Source organism: Hoeflea sp. TYP-13, assembly GCF_040932035.1.
Lineage (GTDB): Bacteria > Pseudomonadota > Alphaproteobacteria > Rhizobiales > Rhizobiaceae > Hoeflea_A.
On the sequence record NZ_JBFRBB010000001.1, the window covers coordinates 141,409 to 164,231 of the forward strand.

Consider the following 22,823-nt stretch of genomic DNA (forward strand, 5'->3'; position numbering starts at 1 on the left):
ATATGGTCCTGCCACACAAGCTCATATTGGCCTCCGGGTCTCCTCGCAGGCTCGAATTGCTCAAGCAGGCCGGCATCGAGCCCGATCATCTGTTGCCGACCGATGTGGACGAGACGCCCGGCAAATCCGAGCATCCGCGTACGCTCGCGCGGCGTCTGTGCCGCGAAAAGGCCGAGACCGCCCGCAAGGTCCTGAAGGGCGATCCGAAATGGCCTAACCGCTATATACTGGCTGCCGACACGGTGGTTGCCGTCGGCAGGCGCGTTCTCGACAAGGCCGAACTCATCAATGACGCCTCGAATGCGCTCCACCATCTTTCGGGGCGAACGCACCGGGTCTATACGGGCCTTTGCCTGGTTACGCCGAATGACAGTTTCCGTCAGAAGCTTGTTGAAACGCGGGTGCGCTTCAAGCGGCTGTCGCGCATGGAGGTCGAAAGCTATCTCGCCTCGGGCCAGTGGCGCGGCAAGGCCGGCGGCTACGCCATTCAGGGGCTTGCCGGAAGTTTCGTCGCCAAGCTCGTCGGGTCCTACAGCAACGTTGTTGGCCTGCCGCTGCTCGAAACCGTCAATCTTCTGAGCGGCGAAGGCTATGACGTCCATGCCGGCTGGTTGCGTATGGGTTAGAGAGCCGAAGCCATGACGGAACGAAAATCCACGTCCAGCAATGTCGAGCCGTTGAGGAAAACAAGGCCCTGTCCCGAATGCGGCCGGCCGTCGGTGCGTTCGAGTTATCCGTTCTGTTCGGAGCGCTGCCGCAATATCGATCTAAACCGCTGGCTGACCGGCTCCTACGCCATTCCGGTGACCGAAGAAGAGGAAAATCTCAACCCTTCCGAAGACGGCGATTGAGCCTGCCAGACCGGCTCTGAGTTGCGGCCAAATCACTCCGCCAAAAAACCGTGACATTCCTGTCAAAATCGTCTGGACACTGCCAGCGGACATGCTATAACCCGGCTCGCCTGATCGGGGCTGCCAACATTTCCCGGTCGCTTGAAAGGCCGATGCCCAGATAGCTCAGTTGGTAGAGCAACGGACTGAAAATCCGTGTGTCGCTGGTTCGATTCCAGCTCTGGGCACCATTTTTCCAAAAGTCCTTCCCGAAAATTTTTAACAATCGAGCCGCAGCGCGTTCCTACACGCGATCGTAAGGCAATGCTATTGCCGCCACGTTTGAAAAACGGCCCACGGTTTGTCGAGACAGCCGAATCCGAATTCGAGGCGTAAACCCGCCGTCTGCAGACCCGTCGCAAAAGCTTTTGTCGGCTGTACGGATTAACTTCCGACTGCGGACCGGGCACGAAACACCCGTGTCCCCACACAAATTCTGTTGCGATCTACGTGGAAAAATACAGCCTGTCGTATGCAGCCATATGCCTACGAAAGGTGCGTTAGTAATGACCAAAAAAACCGAAATGATCAAAGTACGCGTTTCTCCCGAGTTGAAGGAAAAAGTCAACGAAGTCACAAGGAAGCGCGGCCAATCGACCAGCACGCTCATCAGGCAGTTTTTGCTGCGTGAGGTTTCTCAAGGCGCCGCCGGCGGGACCGTGCCTTTTGTGTCACTGGCGAAATCGCGCCGTTTGATGACTTCCCGTCTGTCGGCTGCGACGATTGTCTCATTGGCGCTGTGCTTCAACATAGCAACGCAGCGCCAGGTTATGGCAAAACCGTCCCTCAAGGATGCATTCACGCAGATGGATATGAATTCAGACGGCTTCATCACGAGGAAGGAATATGACGAATTCGTCAAAATGCCGATGACCGGCATGGACGACGACGCGCTCGGCGACATGGAGATGCCCGAGGAGTGCGAGGACGACTTCGACGCGTCCATGGCCGGTCCGTTGGATGAATTCGTCGCCATGGATGAAAACAAGGACGGCAAGGTTGAATACCAGGAACTGCTGAATGCATTTATTGCGAAGTTCAAGGCTGCCGATGCCGACGCAAGCGGCTATCTGGACAGTGCCGAATATGTAGATCTTTTCGCGATGGACGATATGGCCATCAGTGATGAATGCATGGAGGCTCTGGGTGAGGAGCACTTTGACGATGAGGACAGCAGCTTGAACCTTCCGGACGAAAGCAAACAGAAGTTTTCGGATCTGGATGAGAACAGTGACGGGAAGATATCGCTCACCGAATATTTGGATAACAACTCTATGTTCGGCTTTGGACCCAAATAAAGCAGTCTGGACGCCAAACTCGGCGTTCTTTCGTGACCCGGCCAGGTGCGGCGTTGAGGTTTGGAGGCGGCACGCCGTCCATAAACGGATGCTGGTTTTAGATAGGTTCTATACCGGAAATTCGTATTTCAGGATCAGCGTCCAGGCCTGATGGTTGATATCTTCGATTGTCTTTATCGATTCCCGGATCTTTTCCATCTCTGACGCATCGAGATCCTGCGTCTTGCCGATCTTGATACCGCTCTTGGTGTCGGCAATGCGCATCAGGATCGTCTTTGCATGCTTGCCCTCGTCGTCAAACGAATAGAGACAATGGTTGTAGCGGTTCTTGTGTCGTAACACTTTGACCATTTCATGCGTCAGCGACAGGATTTCCTCCTTTGCCGATGGTTTGGTGCGGCCCATTTTTGCCAACCGGTCAACAAGATCCAGCCTGGCCCTGGTCGTATTCAACGTGAGAAAGATGACGGTCGCCGTTTCCTTGTCGACGCCCGCAAGGCCGGCAATGAAATGTATGAGCAGCGTCTCGGTATTTGTCCACGAGTAGTTCATCTGCCCGACGAGCAGTAAAATGTTCTGAAATTCTCTGGACAGCACCTGTGGCTGTGTTTCGGCGTCAGTCATCTCATCGTGACCATCAATGTTGGGGTGCTCAAAATTCAAGGCCTGGTGCACCCCGTTTCGTGTCTAAACTGTCCCCGCCGCCTTTGCTTCGCGGAGATCTATCTTGTCCAGATAGATTGCCGCCGCCTCCGTTCTGTTGCTCACACCCATTTTTGCGATGATGTGATGCATGTGCAGCTTGATCGTGTGTTCGGACAATTCGAGCTCCGCTGCGATAAGCTTGTTCTGATAACCCTTGGCGACCAGTTTCAGCACATCGATTTCACGCGCGGTAAGCTTGTCTGCCGATGAGGCCGCTTGCGTCTGCTGTCGCTTCTGACTGCCGTTTTCCTTTGTTTGCGTTGCGCCGTTTGTGTCCGCACCGTTGTGACCGGCCTGGCTCGCGGCGAGGAATTGCGGAGGTATGTATTCCCCCCCGTTGATCATCAGTTGAACCGCGGAAAGCCAGATATCGAGCCGCATATTCATCGGAAGGAAGCTCTGGATGACGCCTTGCAACCCGGAATCATGTATATAGCCGGTCAGCAAATCCGGCTTGTTGAAAGCCACGCAAAATACCTGCGAGGGGAAACAGTCCCGCAGTTGCACCAGGTGTGACGGCGCTTGCGCGCACATGGTTTCATCAATGATAACAAGATCTGCGCGATGACGGACGTTGTCGATGTCTTCGAATAGCAGTTTGAAGTCACTGTACCGAACGACATCGAGGCCGCCGATTTCATGCTTCAGCGCGGTCTCAATGCACTCCGCGAAATTGTGGTGTGGTCCCACAAAAACCACGGCCCTTTGATGCAACTCCATACTCAGGCCCCCATAGGTCTCGCTTACTAGACTCATCTCTACCTCCCGTAAAAGGCGTTACAACTCGATGTATTTCAGGGGGCACGGAAACACATAGATGGTAAATATCTGCCTTCAGGTTTAAATCAAATACTATCAATAATTGTGTCAATTGTAAATACATTGATATGTATCATTAAAATTGCATATATAAATTTCTTCTACAGATTTATTCTATTTTACATTTAAAAGATGGTGATCAGAATGAAAATTTAAGCGGGTTTTCAATTATATATTTGATCAAGCCTGAACTATATTGTTTTGCTAAGGGTTTGAATTTCTAACAAAAAATCAGCGCTCCTTTTGTATCTCCCCTATTTCAGCTTTTCTCGGCCAACTGGAAACAACTACAAAAACCGCACATCAATATCCATGGCGGAGCTCATAAACACAGAGAGCTAGTAGCAATTTACAGCTATCCAGCGAATTCAAAAGTAAACAAAATGTAAACGACCGCAGCCGTGCGGAAATCAAGGCAACTGGAGCAATTGATCACGGCAAATGGCGACGAAGTCGCTGTTTGGCGAGGTGAATCCTTTTGCCTGATTTTGTCTGTCGGCGGTCTGGAACAGTGAAAGGAGGCATGGGGTGCCATCGGGCTCAGGTGCAGAAACCCGGTTCAGTAGAGGTTTCGCTTGGGCAACAACCCGAATGGCCGTTCCAACATCAACCGGACGCAAGTCCATCTTCAAAGCAAGACAGCTAAGTACCGCTTTTTTAGAAGAGTAGCGGTGAGGCTGTCCCACGTAATGTGAGGACAAAGTCATGTCTAAACGTAAAGCTTATTGGTGGGATAATCAGAATCAGCACCAGGGCCAGCACGAATATCAAGGCCAAAAACAGAAAGAGATGCAAAAGCAGGCCCAGAAGGAAATGCAGATGCAGTCCCAACGGGAGCAGCAGCAGCAGGGCCAGGATCAGGGCCAGGGTCAGGATCAATGGCAGGGCCAGTACAGTAAGAACTACAACAGCAATGGCAACTACAACAAGAACTACAACAAGAGTTCTTCTGACAGCCATAGTGGTAGCCACTCGCACAGCGGCAGCTATGCCAAGAGCGGTAGCTACAACAAGACCGATGTCGATGTCGATATCAAGCTGAAGCTCGATAATCCGACTGACAACGATTATGCTGATATCGATGTATCAAAGGGTGGAAATGTCGATACCCTTTTGGTCAACAAAAACGGCGATATCAACTACAACCCCGGTGATGATGTGTCGTTCGATGACATCCTCAACGGTGCGCTCAATGGCAAGGGCAATGACAGCGCCAATGTCTTCAGCCAGACCAACACGCTGACCGACAACGATACGCTGAAAAACCCGCAAGTCCACAACGACGGTAACTTCCAGCAAAACGGCAACGCCAAGGGTGGCAAAGCCTATGCTGATGAAGGCATCGATGCCGGCGGAAACGGCGGTGAAGGCGGTGATAAGGCCAAGGCCAAGGGCGGCGACGGCGCCGATGGCGGCCACGCGATCGGTGGTCTGGCAGCGGCAGTCGGTGTTGGCGGTGGCGCCCAAGGCGGCGGCGCATCAGGCACAGGCGTAGGCCTCGGTGCACTGGGTGTCGGTGTTGGCGTTGGCGGTGATTCCGATAAGACCGGCGACGGCGGTAACGCCAAGGGCGGCAAGGCCAAGGGTGAAGGCGGCGACGGCGGCGATTCCGATGCCGACGGCGGCGACGCAGGCGCGATTGCGCTTTCCAAGGCCTATGCCGATTCCGATGGCGGCGGCTGGTGGAAGTACCACAAGCCTGGCGGCGACGATGCCGAAGCCAAGTCTCTTGCTGCAGCAAAGGCAAAAGGCGGCGACGGCGGAAAAGCCGGCGGCGACAATGACGGCGGCAATGGCAAAGCCTATGCTACCGGCGGCAAAGGTGGCGACGGCGGCGATTCCAATGGCGGCGACGGCCTCGGTGCAGGCCTGGCCAAGGGCGCTGGTGTTGGTATCGGCAAGGCCATGGGTGGCGATGCCACAGGTGGCGATGGCTATGGCGGCATAGCAGTTTCCAAGGGTATCGCCGGTAATGGCGGTAACGGCGGAAATGGCCAGGCTGTCAATGGCGACGGCGGTGCCGGCGGAGCCGGTGGCATGTGGGGATCACACAATGGTGATGATTCCTTCGTGAACGGGCTTTCACAGGCTTCTGCTGACGCTATTATTGATACCACAGCGTTCAACCAGAGCATCGTGATGGGTGCCAACATCCTCGGCAACACCGTCGACATGACGGTCGTAGGCGGAAACTACAACCAGACGCTTACGGGCGAGGACGACTCTGGCTAAGCCTAAATGACAACTGCGGAGCCGGGCATTTTGTCCGGCTCCGTTTTTTTGTTCACGGGCCGGTGTCAGATAACCGACCTGAATGCATATCCCGCAATAACGATGGGCCACAACGAAATCGGGAGGCTGAACTGTGTCTATGGATCCTGTCACGGAAGCAATTGCTCACTTCATCGGCGTCTTCAATCTCATTGTCGAACAGCAACGGGGCCGGATCGACTATGACGAATTCTCGGCTCAACTGAAAGAAGCGCGGGAGGACCCCGAACTTCACGATGTCAGCGTCAAGATCATGGCGCCGCACAAGTTGGAGGATTTCGAACCGCACGTGAACTACATGCCGAAGCCGGTGGATCTTGAAGAGGTGTTTATTCCTGTCCTGAGCAATGAATTTTTCCAGCTTCCGTTTTCCGAGATCGGTGAATACTACGAATTGCTTCAGCCCCATTATTTCATTGCACCGCATTTTTCATTTGCACGATTTTCATTCGAATTCGTCGTTCCTCCGGCAAACTCCATTGCCGTTCTGTCACAACAGACCAACAGGCTGACGGATAACGACTACTTGAATATGCCCGAGGTCGAAGTCGAGACGATCGCCGTGGAGAAACTGAAGGCGGGTCAGGACTGGCTGGAAAAATCGGCCGCCGAGCTCGATCCGATCGGATACCTTGGCATGCCGGGCTCCGAGGAAGCCATCGGCGAGATCATCGATCAGGCCGTGAGTGCCATGGATGATGCTGCCGGGCAGGCAGGCAGCAACCTGGTGGCCACCGGCGAGGACATGATCGGTGTGCACGTCAACGGCACCGTCGCAGACGAAGCTCCGAAACTATCAGATTACCTGAAACAGGAAGAAGAAGAGGAAGAGGAGACTGAAGGCGTCAGCTATATGGCGGGCGAAGGAGAAATCCAGCCGGTTCCCCTGCTCGATCTGGATGCCGGCGGCAATAAGCTTGCCAATGAGGCCTATATCGCCTCTGTCTGGGTGGACGCGCCTGTATTCGCGGCGATGGGCAATGCCGTCTCCCTCAACATCATCAGTCAGACCAATGTCTGGTATGACGTTGACAGCATCGCCGGCGCTTTTTCCGGGCTGCATGATCCTCTGGCAGCGGCGACGAAAGCATTCAACATCGCCTCGTTCACCATTGAATCGACCTCAACGGATGCCGAAGACGGAGCTGTAAGCGGAGGCTTCCCCGAATTCTGGTCCGTCACCCGCATGGAAGGCAATGTCGTCCTGTTGAACTGGATGGAGCAGATCAATCTGGTCTCCGACAACGACGTGACCGTGCTGTCGTCTTCAGGTTCGGAAGCCTATCTGCAGATCGGCGAAAACACAGCCTTCAACGGATTTTCGCTGGTCGAACTCGGTTTCCACTACGATCTGATCGTAATCGGCGGCAATATCTACAACGCCAATATTATCAGCCAGTCCAACGTACTGTTTGATAGCGATTATGTGTCAGCCCTCGGTGAATTCGGAACCTCCTGGAATGGCCAGTTGTCGACGAACGGCAACCTCCTGTGGAACCAGGCGAGCATCAAGACGATCGGTGAGACGACCTATGAGGCAATGACCGACGCCTATGCGCAAACCGCTCAGAAACTGAAGGACGGCAATGATACAATAACGAACGGCGTTCTGACGGACGCGCTTTTTGCCGGGACCGGGGCGCTGAGTGTTCTCTATATCGAGGGAAGCCTTCTGGACTTGCAGTATATTAGCCAGAAGAACGTATTGGGCGACGCAGACCAGATCGCAATGGTTGCCTCCGGTCTCGCCGGCGACACGCAAACCCAGTGGCAGTTGGACGCCGGCGGCAACGAACTCATCAACATCGCATCCATCGTTGATGTCGGTGTCGATTCAACGGTCTATGTGGACGGCGAAGTTTATTCCGAAGCTTTCCTTTACCAGGCGGAACTGGTTTCCGACGACCCCTTGGCGGCTGCCGGTGACCCGGAAGCCCTGGCCGGTGAAGCTGTGCTTTTCCTGGCGGATGGCATGCTCGATCCGGAAGGACAGCAACAGGAAGAATCTGTGATCAAGCCCGTCGAGCCGCAGGACCCCGGTCAGGCAGATGTCATGCAGACCATGCTCGCATAACGCAAAGAGGGGAATTCCAGAAACAGCAGCAGCAACCACAGTTGGCGGAAAATCGACCTTTTTGGCCAGGCGCGTCGCCGGGCACGGATGTGGAAGCATCGAGCATGAGGCGAGGTTAATCGGTTGATTTTCCCCACCCGATCCCAAGGGAGGGAACGTTGAATTCAGCTTGTATACGCTTTGTAAAATTGTCAGCGCCGACTGCCCTCAATCGCAGTAGCTACGGCCAGTGGAGGGCAGGGACATGAACTACACCGATCGCACTGTGCATTGGCAGATCATGGAAGAGCCGGAGCAAGAGCCGGACCGCGACAGCGAACCGGTAACGGAAACGCTTGAGGGCTCGCTGCAGGAAGCGCTGCAGGATTCGATTCTTGAAGAAATAGAAGAAGAACTTCAGGAAGAGTTTGATCACTCGTTTGAGCAGATCGACGAGGCGGTAAAGCAGCTCAAGACGCAAAGCGACAACGAGCCGGCGGGCGAAGACCCTGGTACGGGCGATCGGGACGACTCGACCGCTGATGCGCAGGATACAGTCGAAGATGTGACTGCAAAGGCTGAACAACCGGCCCCTGGCGCCAAGCGTGACGTTGGCGGCGGCACCGGTAAAACCATCGAGGGCGACACCGGCCCGATCAAAGCACGGGAAGAAAAGCCGGACTCCGGAGGCGGCTCCGGCGGCAAAGGTGCATCCGGCGGCGGCGGTGGCGGCGGCAATAATTTTGGCGGCAAGTTCCATGAACGCCTCGGCCCGATAGATTTTTCAAGCAGCCTCAAAGCCGGTCTGAAGGCGGTTCGTCACAATATGTCGATTGTGATGGTCTTCAGCAGTGCGACGAACCTTCTGGTTCTCGCCATTCCGGTCTATCTGTTTCAGATATCCGACCGGGTGCTGACCAGCCGTTCGGTCGACACGCTGATCATGCTGACTGCCGTAATCGTCGGCGCGGTCATTCTTCAGGTGTTTTTCGACGCCATTCGGCGTTTCATGTTGATGCGCACCGCGGTTGAGGTCGCAGTCCAGCTCGGATCACCGACTTTGAGTGCGGCAGCCCGGGCGTCGCTGCATGGCAATGGTCGCGAATATCAGATTCTTGGCGATTTGCAGCAGCTTCGTTCCTTCCTCGTTTCAGGAACGCTTCTTTCGTTTCTGGATGGTCCGTTCGCTCCGCTTTTCATCCTGGCGATCTTTCTCATCCATCCCGATCTGGGCATGATCGTTGTCGGAACCTCGATAGCGCTTCTGATCGTCGCGCTTATCAATCAGCGCATCACGTCGGCGCCCTTTGCGGATGCAAATCAGCATATGAGCAAGGCCAATGTGCATCTGGATTCGATGGCGCGCAATTCGCAGATCATCAACGCCCTGGCGATGATTCCCGAAGCAGTGGACATCTGGGGAAAGGACACGGCCTCCTCGCTGCGTTCCCAGGTGCGTGCCCAGGACCGCAATATCGCGACGGCCACCTTTTCACGCGGAATCCGATTGCTCACCCAGGTGGGCATGCTCGGCTGGGGCGCCTATCTGGCGATCCAGGGAGAGATTACCGGCGGCATGGTGATTGCAGCTTCGATCATCGCAGGGCGTGCCCTTGCACCCATCGAAGGCGCCATTGAGGGCTGGAACCAGTTCCTGTTGTCGCGGGCCTCCTATGGGCGCATTGCCAGCCTGTTGAAAAAGTCGCCGCTCAATTTCGAACGGTTGAAACTGCCGCAGCCGGAAGGCCGGCTCGACGTGGAGCGCCTGCTTTATGTACCGCAGGGCACCAAAAGGGTTGTGCTCAACGGAGTGCATTTCTCACTGATACCGGGAGACTCGTTAGCGATCATCGGCGATTCAGGTGCCGGCAAGACCACGCTTGGCAAAATGCTGGTCGGATCGATCCTGCCGACCTCAGGCTGCGTGCGGCTTGATCTGATGGATCTTCGCAACTGGGATCAACGGCAGTTCGGTGAAAACATCGGCTATCTGCCGCAGGATGTTCAGCTGTTTCCCGGAACCATCAAGGATAATATCGGCCGCATGCGAAGCGACGCGACGGATGCCCAGATTTTCGAGGCGGCCTCGCTGGCAGACGTTCACGAAATGATTGCATCCCTTCCGCAAGGCTATGAGACAATCGTTACGGCAGACGGTTCACCGCTATCGGGTGGCCAGAAGCAGCGTATTGCATTGGCGCGGGCCTTTTTCGGCAATCCGAAACTGGTAGTTCTCGACGAACCGAACTCGAATCTCGACGCGTTGGGCGACAAGGCTCTTTACAATGCACTCGCCCATGCAAAGAAACACGACATCACAATGGTGGTGATCACGCAGAAACCGGCTCTTTTGCAGTATGTGGACAAGATCCTTCTGCTGGCCAACGGAACGGTTTCAATGTTCGGCTATCGAAACGACGTGCTTCAGGCGCTTTCCGAAAGCCAGAATAGCGGTCGGCTCGGCAATTCGAGCGAACAGTGACGGGGACAGATGATCATGACAAACAATACTGAAAGTGGTCACCTTGAATGGTATTCTGAAGTGCCGCGTTCGATCGGAAAACACACGTTCGTCGGTCTGGCGATCATGATCCTCGCTCTTGGAGGATTTAGCGTGTGGGCATTTTCCGCGCCGCTCAAGGCGGCGGTCATTTCACAAGGCAGTTTCGTGGCGACCGGTGAGAACAAGATCGTCCAGCACCTTGAAGGCGGCGTCATTCAGGAAATCCTGGTCACCGAGGGCGACAATGTTATCGAAGGCCAGCCCCTGCTGCGTCTCGACGAAACATCGGCGCTGGCCGATGAACGGCAGCTTTTCCTGCGTCGCGGCAGGCTTGAGGCGATCAATGCCCGCCTGCTTGCAAGTTACAACGGGCAGTCCAGGGTGGAATTTCCGGCCTATTTGCTCGAGCAGAGCGACAATGAGGATATAGCCGCTATTTTGGATAGCCAGAGGCTCAATTTTAAGGCTTCGCGGGGCAAGCTGGAGAGTGATCTCAAGCTGCTGGAGAGCAATATCGACTCATTGGAGTTCCGCGCCGAGGGCTACGACATGCAGCGCGCGGCAATGGTCCGGCAGCTGGAACTGCTGAACAGCGAGCGGATCGGCAAACAGAAGCTCTTGAAAGAGGGATACATCCGAAAAGTGGAGGTCAACGCCATTGAACGCGCCATTGCCGATGCAGAAGGCCAGATCGGCCGTCTGGAGGCGCAAGTATCGGAATCCAACGCCCAGATTGCAAAATTCAAGCAGCAAATGGCGCAGACAAAAGCCAGCCACCGGCAGGCAGCCGTTGATGAGTTGCAATCGATTGAGGCGGAGCTGGATTCGGTGCGCGAGCAATTCCGCAACGCTGAAAACGTGCTGCGGCGTGCGCTGATCAAGGCGCCGGTATCTGGAACGGTTGTCAAGATGCACTACCACACCTCAGGTGGCGTGATCGAAAGCGGCAAGAAGATTGCCGAAATTTTGCCGGCAAATGTGCCGTTGATTATCGAAATTCACGTTTCGCGCACCGACATCGACAGCGTGCAGGTCGGTCAGCCGGCCATGGTCAGGCTGAGCGCTCTCAACCAGCGCACCACGCCAGTTCTGGACGGCCGGGTTTATTATATTTCAGCCGACTCGCTTCCCGACAACACCGATGCCGCCAAGCGTGAGGTCTATGTCGCGCGGGTGAGCCTCAGCGCCAGCGAACTGAAGCGCGTTCCGGGATTTTCACCAACCCCCGGCATGCCCGCCGAGGTTATGGTCCAGACCGCAGAGAGAACGTTCTTCAGCTATCTCAGCAAACCCATCGTCGACAGCATGTCACGCGCATTCCGGGAGCAGTGATTGCAGGTGAAATGGCACAGACTTAGTGCAACCGCTTTTTGGCTGTCCAGAAAATCGCCAGCCAGACAGCGGTTCTGAGGGTCATTGCACCGGCTGTACGCAGTTCGTACTCTCCGCCCTGTAGGACATGCCAGCCGAAGGCGGCAAATACACCGGCTGTCGTAATCAGGATCAGGACGGATAGCCACAATGCCCAGGTCTTGCCGACTAAAAGCCCTGCTCCGCAGAGGATATAGAACACGCCGGCAACGAAATTGAACCACAGCACGAATTGCACGACATCGCCCATGGCGAGACGGGTGCCTTCGCTGCCAAAAAGTACGGCGCCACCCGAAATGAGTGTTGCGGCCCCGAACAAGATCGCGATAACGGCTGCTGTCTTAAGCATCTGGTACCCCTTGCGTGACGCATCACAGAATTCGACGCGCATTCCGGCCACCCCGTCCAATAAACGCCCTGTGTACCGGGGCGCCACACGGCGCTGGATCGGACAAATTTTTGTTGCACAAATCCGTTTGTGGATCGAAATTTACCGCCGATTATACAGCCTGCCATTGATTTATATCAAAACATTCTAATATTCTAAATTATAGACTGCCGCGAAAATGTAGCTCATACTCGGCGGCAATAGACAATATAGCTGGTTAATGAGTTTCCGTTGGATGGAGTGATAGGTGCGTCAGACAGTTTCAGTTATGGCCAAGCTGCTTGCCCTTGCCGCCATTTGCCAGATGGCGATGACTGCTGCGAGTGCGCAGGGCAATGCCGAGACATACACGGTGGTTGAACAGGAAGTCGACGACTTCAAATCGGTATTTGCCCGGGTGCAGAGCAAGGATCGGGTCGAAGCGCGCGTGCGCACCGGTGGAACGGTTGCCGAGCTGAATGTGGACGAGGGTGCCGATGTCAAGAGCGGCGATATTCTGGCGATTGTGGTCGACCCGAAGATCGCACTTCAGATCGAGGCCGTGGACGCGCGGATCGCGGCCTTTGAGTCACGTCTTGAAACGGCAAAAGCCGATTATGAGCGGGCAAAACAGCTCGTCGAGCGCAACGTCATTTCACAGGCACGGCTTGATCAGCTGAAAACGGCGTTCGACAGCGCAAACAACGATCTGATAGCCGCGCGTGCGGATCGGTCCGTCATCGAGCGCCAGGCCGACGAGGGCAAGGTGTTGGCGCCGGCAGACGGCCGGGTGTTGAACGTTTCGGTCACCGAAGGCAGTGTCATACTGGTTGGCGAGAGCCTCGCAACCATCGCAGCGAACGATTATCTCCTTCGCCTCGAAGTGCCGGAACGCCACGCACGTTTCATGAAGAAGGGCGATCCGATACGCATCGGTGCGCGCGGGCTCGAAGGCGCTCAGGAGATCGTCGGCGAGGGGCGTATCGTTCAGGTCTATCCAGAATTGCAGGGCGGCCGTGTTGTTGCCGATGCTGAAGCGTCCGGCCTCGGCGACTATTTTGTCGGAGAGCGCGCGCAGATCTGGATTTCGGCCGGCAAGCGCGAGACGTTCGTGATTCCTGCCGATTTTCTGTTCAAGCGATTTGGGCTGAACTATGTGAGACTGGCGCAGGCAGACGGGCAACCGCTTGATATCGTGGTGCAGCCCGGGTTGACGCTTCCGCAAGGCGACGGGTCTGCACAGGTTGAAATCCTTTCCGGAATCAAAACCGGCGACGAGTTGATCCGGCCATGAGCGAAAACGTAAAGCTGGGCATATCCGGCTATCTCACCCGGGCCTTCATCGGTTCACCGCTGACGCCGCTCATCCTGCTGGCTGCCTTCGCGCTCGGTATCGTCGCGCTGTTCGCGCTGCCGCGTGAAGAAGAACCGCAGATATCGGTTCCGATGGTCGATATTTTCGTCAAGGCCGATGGCCTGAAGGCCGAGGACGCCGTGCGCCTTGTCACCGAGCCGCTGGAAACAATCGTCAAGGCAATCAACGGTGTCGAGCACGTCTATTCCAACACCGAGGATGACCGTGTTCTCGTCACCGCCCGCTTTTTTGTTGGCACCAATGCGGACGATGCGATATTGCGCGTGCATGAGAAGGTGCGTGCCAACATGGACCGCATTCCGATCGGCGTGCCGGAACCGCTTATCGTCGGGCGCGGCATCGACGATGTTGCGATCGTTACGCTGACCCTTGCGCCAAAGGGAAATGCCGCAGCCCGTTATGCGGACAATGCGCTGTATCACATGGCCTCGGACCTGCAGGTTGAAATGGCCAAGCTGAACGATATCGGCCTGTCCTACATCTCCGGCGGCCGGCCGGATCAGATACGCGTCGAACCGGATGCCGAGCGGCTTTCGCTTTACGGAATCACACTGGCGCAGCTCGTCGGAAAGGTGCGTGAGGCAAACCGCTCGTTTCTTGCCGGACGGGTCCTCCAGAAAGACCAGAGCCTTGGCGTTGTGTCCGGGCAAACCCTGAGCGGTATTCCCGATATCGGTCTTCTACTGCTTTCCTCGCGCGACGGGCGGCCGGTTTATGTGCGGGATGTCGCGGATGTTGTGGTCGGTGCAAAACCGATGGGACAGCGCGGCTGGCATTTCCGTAAAATTGCCGATGGTGGATTGCAACGCGTTCCGGCCGTTACTATCGCTTTGGCAAAACGCGCCGGCGCAAACGCCGTCGATATATCCGAGGCGATCGTCGAACGTCTTGATCAGTTGGAAGGCTCACTCATTCCGGACGACGTCGAGGTCGTCATCACCCGCAATTACGGTGAATCCGCCAATGAAAAGGCCAACGAACTGCTGTTCCATTTGGCTCTGGCGACCGTGTCGATCGTGCTGCTGGTGGCGATCGCAATAGGCTGGCGTGAAGGCGCGGTGGTTCTGATCGTTATTCCGACGACGATCCTGCTCACACTCTTTGCCTCTTACCTGATGGGCTACACCATAAACCGGGTCAGCCTGTTCGCGCTTATCTTCTCAATAGGTATCCTCGTCGATGATGCCATTGTCGTTATCGAAAACATCGCACGACACTGGGCGATGAAGGACGGACGCAGCCGGGTGCAGGCTGCGATCGAGGGCGTTGCGGAAGTCGGCAATCCGACGATTGTTGCCACGCTGACCGTGGTTGCCGCGCTCTTGCCGATGCTGTTCGTTTCCGGATTGATGGGCCCCTACATGGCGCCCATTCCAGCCAACGCCTCGGCTGCAATGATCCTGTCGTTTTTCGTCGCAGTGATCATTACGCCCTGGCTGATGATGCGTTTCAGCAAGGCCGAAGGTCATGGCGGCGGAGGCCATGAACACGATGCTGCGGGAGGCAGCATTCTGGGTCGCGCCTATACGGGGCTTGCAAGGCCCGTCGTGAAGTTCCGCACAAGCGCGTGGATATTTCTCATTCTTGTCGGTGTGGCAACACTGGCTTCGCTGACCCTGTTTGCAACCAATTCCGTAACGGTCAAATTGCTGCCCTTCGACAACAAGCCGGAGATACAGGTGGTTGTCGATCTGCCGCGCGGAAGTTCGCTCGAGACGACCGATCGTGTTTTGCTGCAGGCGGCAAACCGCCTGTCCGAACTTGAAGAACTGTCAACGATCCAGGCCTATGCCGGTACTGCCGCGCCGTTCAACTTCAATGGTCTTGTGCGCCATTATTATCTTCGCAGCGAACCCCAGCAGGGGGACCTTCAGGTCAATCTGACACCAAAGGGCGAGCGCAGCCGTACAAGCCACGACATTGCTCTCGACATTCGCCAGCGGTTGCAGGGCATCGATGCGCCGGAAGGAACGTCGATAAAGGTCGTCGAGGTGCCGCCCGGGCCGCCCGTGATAGCCACTCTGCTGGCCGAAATCTACGGTCCCGATGCGCAGACCCGCCGCGCCGTTGCCCGAAAGATACGCGGCATATTTCAGGATGTGGATTTCATCGTCGATGTTGATGACAGTTTCCGTAACCGGGCACCGCGCCTGCGCTTTGTGATCGATCAGGACAATCTCGAATTTCACAAGGTCGAGGAAAGCGACGTTTACAATACCATCCAGGCTTATCTGGGTGGTGCCGCCGTTGGCTACTCCCACCGCGGCGGTGGCCGGCATCCTGTCGAGATCGCCGTGCGGCTTCCGAAAGATGAGCTGTCGCTGGGCCAGCGCATGCTGTCGACACCGGTTCCGGCCAACGCCCTTCCGGGAGAGCGAAGCATTGTTGAACTGGGCGATGTCGTCAGCGTGAAATCGGAAGACGCCTCGTACCCGATTTTCCGCCACAATGGACGCAACGCCGAAATGGTCATGGCCGAACTTGCCGGCACCTACGAAGCGCCGCTTTACGGCATGATTGCAGTCGCCGATGCGGTTGAAACAGCCGACTGGGGCGACCTGACCAGACCGCATATCAGCCTGTACGGTCAGCCGGAAGATGAATCGGAGCCGGTCCTTCTTTGGGATGGTGAATGGGAAGTCACCTATGTGACATTCCGCGACATGGGTGCGGCCTTCGCTGTGGCACTGCTCGGCATATACATTCTGGTTGTCGCGCAATTCGGCTCGTTCAAGCTGCCCCTGCTGGTGCTGACGCCGATCCCGCTCACGCTGATCGGCATTGTCATCGGTCACTGGCTGTTCGGCGCGCCGTTCTCGGCGACGTCGATGATCGGTTTCATTGCTCTTGCCGGCATCATTGTCCGAAATTCGATCCTGCTGGTCGATTTCATCGAACATCGGCGCGCGGATGGCGCCCCGCTCCGGCAGGTGCTTCTAGAAGCCGGGGCAATCCGCTTCAAGCCCATCCTGCTGACGGCACTTGCGGCTATGATCGGTGCGGCTGTCATCCTGTTCGACCCGATCTTTCAGGGACTGGCGATTTCCCTTCTCTTTGGCCTTGCTTCTTCGACCCTTCTGACGGTGTTGGTCATACCGGCGATCTATATCGTGCTGCGCGACGACAAGCGGACCATTTGATGTCAGGAGCATGGACCGGCGGGCACTGAAGCCGGCCCGTCAGGTTCTTGCCGGATCTTATTTGGCACAAAAGAACTTCGTCAACGCAACGGCTGGCCTGAATGGGTAGTCTGCAGTAGGTTTTGCCCCGGGGTGACCAAGCCGATTCGGGTTAGGCAAGATGAAAAACTCAGCTGCAAATACCGGTCATAGTGCCGATGAAAACAAGCCGTCGCCCCAAAGCGGCGCCGGTGTGTTCGAGCGCGTCAGCCGTGCGCTACAGGCAAAACCGCAATGGATCGCTATGACAGTGGTGCTTGCACTCGTCCTGCTGCCCGCAGCTGTCTGGCTTGACCTGAGACATCTGTCGAATGAGGCGCTGATGCGCCAGGCAACCGATTTCAATTCCGTGATCTCTGAAATTCGCAGCTACTATGCCGTTAACGTCGTGGGACGCATTCAGCAAAACAATGGTCAAAGCGTAGCGGCCCATAACTATGAGGAGATTGCGGGCGGTATACCTATACCCGCGACGCTTTCAATCGAACTCGGTTCGATTGTCGGCACCAATGGCAACAAGATCCGTTACCGTTTCGTTTCTGATGAGGTGTTCGAAAGCCGGTCGTCGCATAATCTCGACGCGTTTGAGATTTCTGCCCTCGCAAAGTTTCGCAGTGGTGTAAATCCGAAGAACGAGGCGATCACTGAGATATCGGGCTCGCTTTTGAACCGGCAGGTACGCATGGCTGTTCCCGTCATCATGGGTCAGTCCTGTGTTGCCTGCCACAACAGGCATCCGGAAAGTCCGAAGAACGACTGGAAAGTCGGCGACGTCCGCGGAATTCAGGCGATAACCATCAGCCAGCCTTTGGCGGCAAATATCCTGTCCTTCAAGTACCTGCTTGCCTATCTGTTCGGTGCGGGTCTCGTCGGCATTGCATTTATTGCCATGCAGTGGCGCCAGGCCAGGCAGTTTCTTCAGATCAACAATGATCTGGAAGAGGCGAATTCGTTCCTCGCGGCTATGTCGCTCAAAATTTCCAAATACCTGTCGCCGCAGGTCTATAAGTCGATCTTTAGCGGTGAGCGCGATGCGGTGATATCCACGGAACGTAAGAAGCTGACTATATTTTTCTCCGACATCAAGGATTTTACCGTCACGACCGAGCGGCTCCAGCCGGAAGAGCTCACCCGACTGCTGAATGAATATTTCACCGAGATGACCAAGATCGCCCAGGAACACGGCGCTACGGTGGACAAGTTCATCGGCGACGCAATTCTCGCATTTTTCGGTGACCCGGAAACAAAAGGTGCCGCTGAAGACGCCCGCGCCTGCCTTGAAATGGCGATTGCCATGCAACGGCGCATGGTGGAGCTGTGCGATGAATGGCGCCGGCGTGGCATCGAAAACCCGTTCCAGGTGCGTATGGGCATCAACACCGGGTATTGCAATGTCGGTAATTTCGGCAGCGCGGATCGGATGGACTACACAATAATAGGTGCGGAGGCGAACCTTGCCGCCCGGCTCCAGTCTATCGCTGAGCCCGGCGGCATTGTCGTCAGCTACGAGACATTCGCGCTTGTAGAAGATGTGGTGAAAGCACACCCGCTCGAACCGATTACCCTCAAAGGGATTAGCCGCGAAGTCGTGCCCTATGCTGTCGAGGATGTTTATACCGACAGTCGGAGGGAGGATGTTCTCGAGCAGAATACAAACAGATTTCACCTGCGCGTTGATTTTGGCGGCCTTGAGGTGCGGGAAGGCAAGGAGATCGAGGTGGCATTGAAGTCTGCCCTTGATGAGCTGAGCAGGCGGCGGGCGCCGTCCACATAGAGAGCTTCATCGACGGGATGGCTGCTAAGTTCCGCTTGGGCAGGCCGATGCGAGGACTGCCCGGCAGGTGGAGTAGCGGATCGAGGCTTCGCACTCTGCTCAGTGCGGACAGGCTATCCCAATCTCACTTTTCCGGCACTCGCCCTGGGCCCGATCCCGTTTCCCTTTCGCCGGCAATCAGACTAAGTTGATGCGATTGTTAGTCGGAGATGCCTTCATGATCATGTATTCACGCGAGCTTACGGTAAACTGGGGTGAATCGGACCCGTTTGGCCTTGTCTATTTTCCGCTTATGCTGGCGTGGTTCAACGACACCGAACATGAACTCCTCAGAGCAGTGGGCTTCCCGACCAACAGGATGATCGCCGAAAACCGCAGCGCCTTCGTCATGGGTGACGTGCATTTCAAGTTCATCGGACCGGCGGCCTATGGCGATCGCGTGCGCACGGTCATCCAGCTGGCGAAAATGACCAAATCGACGCTGCACTGGGACTGCAAGGCAGAGCATTCATCCTCCGGAGAACTGATAACCATGGGCCGCGCCATCCGCATTCACGCCCAGATACAGGATGACGGAAACATAAAGTCGATTCCCATTCCCGAAGACATCCGCGATGCGCTGTCGAAACCCGGCGCTCTGGTCGACATGGCTGCCAAGCATCCGGAATCGGACTAGAAGCGCGGGTCAGATCCGACGCGGCGCGATTGGGGCTTCATAGTTTCTCGCCTCAGCCGGTCAGTGTGTGGCCGGACCCGGGTATGTCGAACATCAAACGGACACAAAGCCCCCTGCCGGCTGGATTGTCGTCTAGCGTCAGTCTGGCTTCATGCAACTCCGCGACTGCGGCCACCAGGGCAAGTCCAAGTCCGGCGCCTGCCGTATTGCGGCTCTTGTCCATCCTGTAGGTCGGCTCCAGAATACGCTCGCGTTCGGATTCCGGAACGCCCGGGCCGTCATCACATACTGAAACCGACAATCCATCCACGCTCAGCCGTACCGTGCTGTCGGGGGGCGTGTGGCGTATGGCATTCTGAATGAGATTGGCCAGGAGCTGAACCAGCAAGTCGCGGTCTCCAATTACCGTTCCGGGGTTTCCCGTCGAAATTTTGAAGTGGCGACCCGAATCCTCAACCACCGGCGCGAAGGTATCGGCAACAGCCTGTGCCAATTCGATTAGATCAACAGGTGCAAAAGCTGCCTTCCGCGCGCCGGACTCGACATGGGCTATGCGCATGATTGCATCGATCACCGCAGCGAGCTGATCGGTTTTCTCGATGGCAGCACGTATTTCACCGGAATTGCCGTGCTCCTTTTCTACCGCCACAACTGCATCTTCCAGATTAGCACGCAATCGGGCCACCGGCGTGCGCAGGTCGTGAGCGACATTGGCGGACAGATCGCGCATGCGCAGCACGACCCGTTGCAGTTCATTGAGCGTCGCGTCAATCCGCGTTCCCACATAGTCGAGATCGTCGCCGCCCGGAGGCGCTTCTGTCCGAGCCGCCAGATCTCCCTGCGCGACCTTGCTGAGAGTTGATGAAATCCGATTGACACGGCGTTGCGCGCGTCCGCCAAGGAAGACACCTATGGCAATGGCGGCAGCGGCTATTGCCACAAAGGCAAACCGGAACGCACCGTTGATGATTTCCAGCGCCTCCTCGGCGGATTCCGGATGCACCGATCTCAGTTCGGTGCGGACGAGAAAATAGGTGGCCATCCAGACCAGCGCCAGAATAGCCACAATAGCAACGGCAAGCGCCAGCGCCTGGCGCAGGGCGGTTCTTCGCCAAAAAGTGCTAAGATTATTCTTTATCGACAACATAGCCCGCCCCACGAACCGTCCGGATAAGTTGATCGCCGAAGGGTTTTTCGATCTTGGCGCGCAGGCGGCTGATATGGGTCTCCACAACGCTGGTGGTTGGATCGAAATTCATTTGCCAGATGCGCTCAAGGAGCATGGTCCGGGTCAGTATGCGCCCGCGGTTGCGCAGGAATGTTTCCAGAAGCTGGAATTCCTTCGGGTTGAGATCAATCGCCTGACCGCGCCGTTTGCAAACCCGGCTAATCAAATCAAGCTCAAGATCGCCGTGGCTGAGTTTCGTTTCTTCATGCTGTGCGTCGACGCCCCGCCGCCGGCCCAACGCGCCCACGCGTGCCAGCAGTTCGGAAAATGCAAATGGCTTGACCAGGTAGTCATCGCAACCGGCTTCAAATCCCTCCACGCGGTCTTCCACTTCAGCCATGGCTGTCAGGAACAATGCCGGCGTGGATATCCTGGCGGCGCGAATCGCCTTGAGTGTGGAAAGACCGTCCAGCTCCGGTGTCATGCGGTCAAGGATCAGCACGTCGTAATCGCGTGTGGTTGCGGCCACCAATGCCTGGCGACCATCGCTCAAAAGGTCAGCAATGTGGCCAGCCTCCGTCAGTCCCTTGACGATCCAGGGGCCGAGAGCAGCGTCATCTTCCAGTACGAGAATGTGCATTGCGCCTGAAGACCCCGGTATTGGCTTGTTGTCAAGATGAAGTAGAGTGCGACCGCGTTCATTCGCGCCGCGCGCAGTACGCCTCCGAAAATATGACCATGCGGGACCTTTGCGGCCCCACATGGTACCTATTGACTAGCCTTTGTCATCTTCCTTGTCATCATCTTCTGCTTCCGCGCTGATGATGTCGCCGTTCGCGGCGTCAATGACGACTTCCATCGTGCCGGTCTCGGTGACGACTTCGACAACAACCACATCGCGGCCGTCCTCGCGTTCATATTCCGTCTCGCTAACCATACCCGGGTGAGCGTTTGTCGCGATCTCGACGGCGCGGTCATATCCGATGGCGGGAGCCTGCTTGCTCGGGGTTTCGTCATCGGCAAAAGCCACGGTCCCGGCAATGGAGGCGATTGCCGCGATGGATACGAGTGTCAGTTTCGTGTTCATGATGATCTCCTGTTTCGACAGCGAACGTGGAACTTCGTTCGTAACCGAAGAGATATGACCCCGAGTTTTCATGCGCCTTGTACAAACTTTACAAATTTGTAAAGTCCGGTTGCGGGCGCTCAGGATATGCCTGCGGAATTTCGGAATGACGGGCGGATAGGCTCTACAGAAGATTGCGGGCTGAAAGGTTGCGCATCAGCGCTGCCGTGCCGAATGTCCATGGCGGGCATTCGGTGCTGAGCCGTACGATGTTTGTCAATTGCCCGAGTTCGCGGCAGGAAATCGTGACAACATCACCAAGCTTGTGAGTGAACCCTTGCCCGGGTGCATCGCGATCCTCGGTTGGCGCAAAGAGCGTGCCGAGAAACAGCATGAAACCATCGGGATATTGATGATGCCGCCCGATGGTTTGGCGCACCAGGTCGGCCGGGTCGCGGCTGATCTTTTCCATCGAGCTTTTGCCTTCAAGCACGAAGCCGTCCTCGCCGACGACCTTCAGGTCAAGTTCGGCATTTCGCACGTTATCCAGCGTATAGTCATCATCGAAAAGCCGGATCATTGGCCCGATGGCACAGGAGGCATTGTTGTCCTTGGCCTTTGACAGAAGCAGCGCGGAGCGGCCCTCCACGTCGCGCAGGTTGACGTCGTTGCCGAGCGTTGCGCCCTGGATTTCGCCACGCGAATTGACGGCAAGCACGATTTCCGGCTCCGGATTGTTCCACTGCGAGATCGGGTGCAGGCCGATTTCAGCGCCGAAGCCGACGGAAGACAGCGCCTGCGCCTTGGAAAAGACCTCGGCATCCGGCCCGATGCCGACTTCCAGATATTGCGACCACAGTCCTTCAGCAATCAGCGCCTGCTTGACCCGCGCCGCTTCGTCCGAGCCCGGCGTGATATTGCTGAGGCTGTCCCCGATTTTGATCGCGACACGCGCGCGTATCCCCTCGGCCCTTTCCGGATTGCCTGCCGCCTGTTCTTCGATCACCCGCTCGACCATGGACCCTGCGAAGGTCACGCCGCATGCTTTGACCGGCTGCAGGTCGCAGGGCGCAAGCCAGTTAATGCTGCCGGGCAGGGCGTCGTTGGCACAGAGCGCTTCACCTTCGGCTGCTGCGACATAGGCCGCAGCATCATCACGTTCCAGAACGTCGCGCACCGTTGGCGCCGCCTTGCTGGTTATGTCGATCAGTTGTCCGCTACGCAAAGTAACGAGTGCAGGACCGGTGCCGGCCCGCTCGACCCGGCCAAGCCAGGTTCCGGAGGGATCGAGATCCGGATGGATCATAT

The 22,823-nt window shown here is 56.4% G+C and carries 18 protein-coding genes and 1 tRNA gene; 12 read left to right on the forward strand and 7 right to left on the reverse strand.

Features of this window, described 5'->3' with window-relative positions; translation table 11 throughout:
* The first annotated feature begins 2 nt into the window (after positions 1-2).
* The 4 genes from ABVT35_RS00655 (at position 3) to ABVT35_RS00670 (ending at position 2,188) form a co-directional block, all read left to right on the forward strand.
* Complete coding sequence (locus tag ABVT35_RS00655; protein ID WP_368464132.1) at positions 3-626, forward strand: Maf-like protein; 624 nt, start codon at positions 3-5, stop codon at positions 624-626.
* 12 nt (positions 627-638) lie between these two features.
* Positions 639-851 (forward strand): DNA gyrase inhibitor YacG, encoded by a 213-nt coding sequence (yacG, locus tag ABVT35_RS00660; RefSeq protein WP_368464134.1) that lies wholly within the window; start codon positions 639-641, stop codon positions 849-851.
* A gap of 154 nt (positions 852-1,005) precedes the next feature.
* Positions 1,006-1,081, forward strand: a tRNA-Phe gene (locus ABVT35_RS00665).
* 315 nt (positions 1,082-1,396) lie between these two features.
* Complete coding sequence (locus ABVT35_RS00670; protein ID WP_368464136.1) at positions 1,397-2,188, forward strand: ribbon-helix-helix protein, CopG family; 792 nt, start codon at positions 1,397-1,399, stop codon at positions 2,186-2,188.
* 108 nt (positions 2,189-2,296) lie between these two features.
* Here ABVT35_RS00670 and ABVT35_RS00675 read toward each other — a convergent pair whose 3' ends face one another.
* Both ABVT35_RS00675 and ABVT35_RS00680 read right to left on the reverse strand, forming a co-directional pair.
* Positions 2,297-2,812, reverse strand: coding sequence for a hypothetical protein (locus ABVT35_RS00675; protein WP_368464137.1), 516 nt, complete (start codon positions 2,810-2,812; stop codon positions 2,297-2,299).
* 63 nt (positions 2,813-2,875) lie between these two features.
* Complete coding sequence (locus ABVT35_RS00680) at positions 2,876-3,649, reverse strand: response regulator transcription factor (RefSeq protein WP_368464139.1); 774 nt, start codon at positions 3,647-3,649, stop codon at positions 2,876-2,878.
* A gap of 882 nt (positions 3,650-4,531) precedes the next feature.
* Here ABVT35_RS00680 and ABVT35_RS00685 point away from each other — a divergent pair.
* The 4 genes from ABVT35_RS00685 to ABVT35_RS00700 all read left to right on the forward strand — a co-directional run bounded on the left by ABVT35_RS00685 (position 4,532) and on the right by ABVT35_RS00700 (position 11,871).
* On the forward strand, positions 4,532-5,944 hold the full coding sequence (locus ABVT35_RS00685) for a hypothetical protein (RefSeq protein WP_368464141.1): 1,413 nt from the start codon (positions 4,532-4,534) through the stop codon (positions 5,942-5,944).
* A gap of 133 nt (positions 5,945-6,077) precedes the next feature.
* Positions 6,078-8,057 (forward strand): hypothetical protein, encoded by a 1,980-nt coding sequence (locus ABVT35_RS00690; protein ID WP_368464143.1) that lies wholly within the window; start codon positions 6,078-6,080, stop codon positions 8,055-8,057.
* Positions 8,058-8,301: 244 nt separating this feature from the next.
* Complete coding sequence (locus ABVT35_RS00695; protein WP_368464145.1) at positions 8,302-10,518, forward strand: type I secretion system permease/ATPase; 2,217 nt, start codon at positions 8,302-8,304, stop codon at positions 10,516-10,518.
* 15 nt (positions 10,519-10,533) lie between these two features.
* Positions 10,534-11,871 carry an HlyD family type I secretion periplasmic adaptor subunit gene (locus ABVT35_RS00700; RefSeq protein WP_368464147.1) on the forward strand — a complete coding sequence of 446 codons (1,338 nt, stop codon included), beginning with the start codon at positions 10,534-10,536 and terminating at the stop codon, positions 11,869-11,871.
* 22 nt (positions 11,872-11,893) lie between these two features.
* On the opposite strand, the gene ABVT35_RS00705 is transcribed toward ABVT35_RS00700, so the two are convergent.
* On the reverse strand, positions 11,894-12,259 hold the full coding sequence (locus ABVT35_RS00705; RefSeq protein WP_368464149.1) for a hypothetical protein: 366 nt from the start codon (positions 12,257-12,259) through the stop codon (positions 11,894-11,896).
* A 286-nt stretch (positions 12,260-12,545) separates the two neighbouring features.
* Between ABVT35_RS00705 and ABVT35_RS00710 the strand changes: the two genes are divergently transcribed.
* The 4 genes from ABVT35_RS00710 to ABVT35_RS00725 all read left to right on the forward strand — a co-directional run bounded on the left by ABVT35_RS00710 (position 12,546) and on the right by ABVT35_RS00725 (position 19,281).
* Positions 12,546-13,571, forward strand: coding sequence for an efflux RND transporter periplasmic adaptor subunit (locus ABVT35_RS00710; RefSeq protein WP_368464151.1), 1,026 nt, complete (start codon positions 12,546-12,548; stop codon positions 13,569-13,571).
* Positions 13,568-16,792, forward strand: coding sequence for an efflux RND transporter permease subunit (locus ABVT35_RS00715; RefSeq protein ID WP_368464153.1), 3,225 nt, complete (start codon positions 13,568-13,570; stop codon positions 16,790-16,792). The genes ABVT35_RS00710 and ABVT35_RS00715 overlap by 4 nt, the downstream gene beginning before the upstream one ends.
* Positions 16,793-17,075: 283 nt before the next feature.
* Positions 17,076-18,605 (forward strand): adenylate/guanylate cyclase domain-containing protein, encoded by a 1,530-nt coding sequence (locus ABVT35_RS00720; RefSeq protein WP_368466241.1) that lies wholly within the window; start codon positions 17,076-17,078, stop codon positions 18,603-18,605.
* 217 nt (positions 18,606-18,822) lie between these two features.
* Positions 18,823-19,281, forward strand: a complete 459-nt coding sequence (locus ABVT35_RS00725) for an acyl-CoA thioesterase (protein WP_368464154.1) — start codon at positions 18,823-18,825, stop codon at positions 19,279-19,281.
* 52 nt (positions 19,282-19,333) lie between these two features.
* On the opposite strand, the gene ABVT35_RS00730 is transcribed toward ABVT35_RS00725, so the two are convergent.
* The 4 genes from ABVT35_RS00730 to ABVT35_RS00745 all read right to left on the reverse strand — a co-directional run bounded on the left by ABVT35_RS00730 (position 19,334) and on the right by ABVT35_RS00745 (position 22,821).
* On the reverse strand, positions 19,334-20,428 hold the full coding sequence (locus ABVT35_RS00730; protein WP_368464156.1) for a sensor histidine kinase: 1,095 nt from the start codon (positions 20,426-20,428) through the stop codon (positions 19,334-19,336).
* Complete coding sequence (locus ABVT35_RS00735) at positions 20,409-21,089, reverse strand: winged helix-turn-helix domain-containing protein (RefSeq protein ID WP_368464157.1); 681 nt, start codon at positions 21,087-21,089, stop codon at positions 20,409-20,411. Before ABVT35_RS00735 ends, ABVT35_RS00730 begins: the two co-directional genes overlap by 20 nt.
* Before the next feature lie 135 nt (positions 21,090-21,224).
* Positions 21,225-21,536, reverse strand: a complete 312-nt coding sequence (locus ABVT35_RS00740) for a PepSY domain-containing protein (RefSeq protein WP_368464159.1) — start codon at positions 21,534-21,536, stop codon at positions 21,225-21,227.
* A gap of 163 nt (positions 21,537-21,699) precedes the next feature.
* On the reverse strand, positions 21,700-22,821 hold the full coding sequence (locus tag ABVT35_RS00745) for a fumarylacetoacetate hydrolase family protein (RefSeq protein WP_368464161.1): 1,122 nt from the start codon (positions 22,819-22,821) through the stop codon (positions 21,700-21,702).
* Positions 22,822-22,823 lie beyond the last annotated feature (2 nt).

Coding starts and splice junctions, on each gene's coding strand:
- ABVT35_RS00670 (WP_368464136.1), top strand. CDS start 1,397: ATGACCAAAAAAACCGAAATGATCAAAGTACGCGTTTCTCCCGAGTTG.
- ABVT35_RS00735 (WP_368464157.1), bottom strand. CDS start 21,089: ATGCACATTCTCGTACTGGAAGATGACGCTGCTCTCGGCCCCTGGATC.
- ABVT35_RS00730 (WP_368464156.1), bottom strand. CDS start 20,428: ATGTTGTCGATAAAGAATAATCTTAGCACTTTTTGGCGAAGAACCGCC.
- ABVT35_RS00720 (WP_368466241.1), top strand. CDS start 17,076: ATGACAGTGGTGCTTGCACTCGTCCTGCTGCCCGCAGCTGTCTGGCTT.
- ABVT35_RS00700 (WP_368464147.1), top strand. CDS start 10,534: ATGACAAACAATACTGAAAGTGGTCACCTTGAATGGTATTCTGAAGTG.
- ABVT35_RS00705 (WP_368464149.1), bottom strand. CDS start 12,259: ATGCTTAAGACAGCAGCCGTTATCGCGATCTTGTTCGGGGCCGCAACA.
- ABVT35_RS00680 (WP_368464139.1), bottom strand. CDS start 3,649: ATGAGTCTAGTAAGCGAGACCTATGGGGGCCTGAGTATGGAGTTGCAT.
- ABVT35_RS00685 (WP_368464141.1), top strand. CDS start 4,532: ATGCAGTCCCAACGGGAGCAGCAGCAGCAGGGCCAGGATCAGGGCCAG.
- ABVT35_RS00675 (WP_368464137.1), bottom strand. CDS start 2,812: ATGACTGACGCCGAAACACAGCCACAGGTGCTGTCCAGAGAATTTCAG.
- ABVT35_RS00725 (WP_368464154.1), top strand. CDS start 18,823: ATGATCATGTATTCACGCGAGCTTACGGTAAACTGGGGTGAATCGGAC.
- ABVT35_RS00695 (WP_368464145.1), top strand. CDS start 8,302: ATGAACTACACCGATCGCACTGTGCATTGGCAGATCATGGAAGAGCCG.
- ABVT35_RS00740 (WP_368464159.1), bottom strand. CDS start 21,536: ATGAACACGAAACTGACACTCGTATCCATCGCGGCAATCGCCTCCATT.
- ABVT35_RS00655 (WP_368464132.1), top strand. CDS start 3: ATGGTCCTGCCACACAAGCTCATATTGGCCTCCGGGTCTCCTCGCAGG.
- ABVT35_RS00715 (WP_368464153.1), top strand. CDS start 13,568: ATGAGCGAAAACGTAAAGCTGGGCATATCCGGCTATCTCACCCGGGCC.
- ABVT35_RS00745 (WP_368464161.1), bottom strand. CDS start 22,821: ATGATCCATCCGGATCTCGATCCCTCCGGAACCTGGCTTGGCCGGGTC.
- yacG (WP_368464134.1), top strand. CDS start 639: ATGACGGAACGAAAATCCACGTCCAGCAATGTCGAGCCGTTGAGGAAA.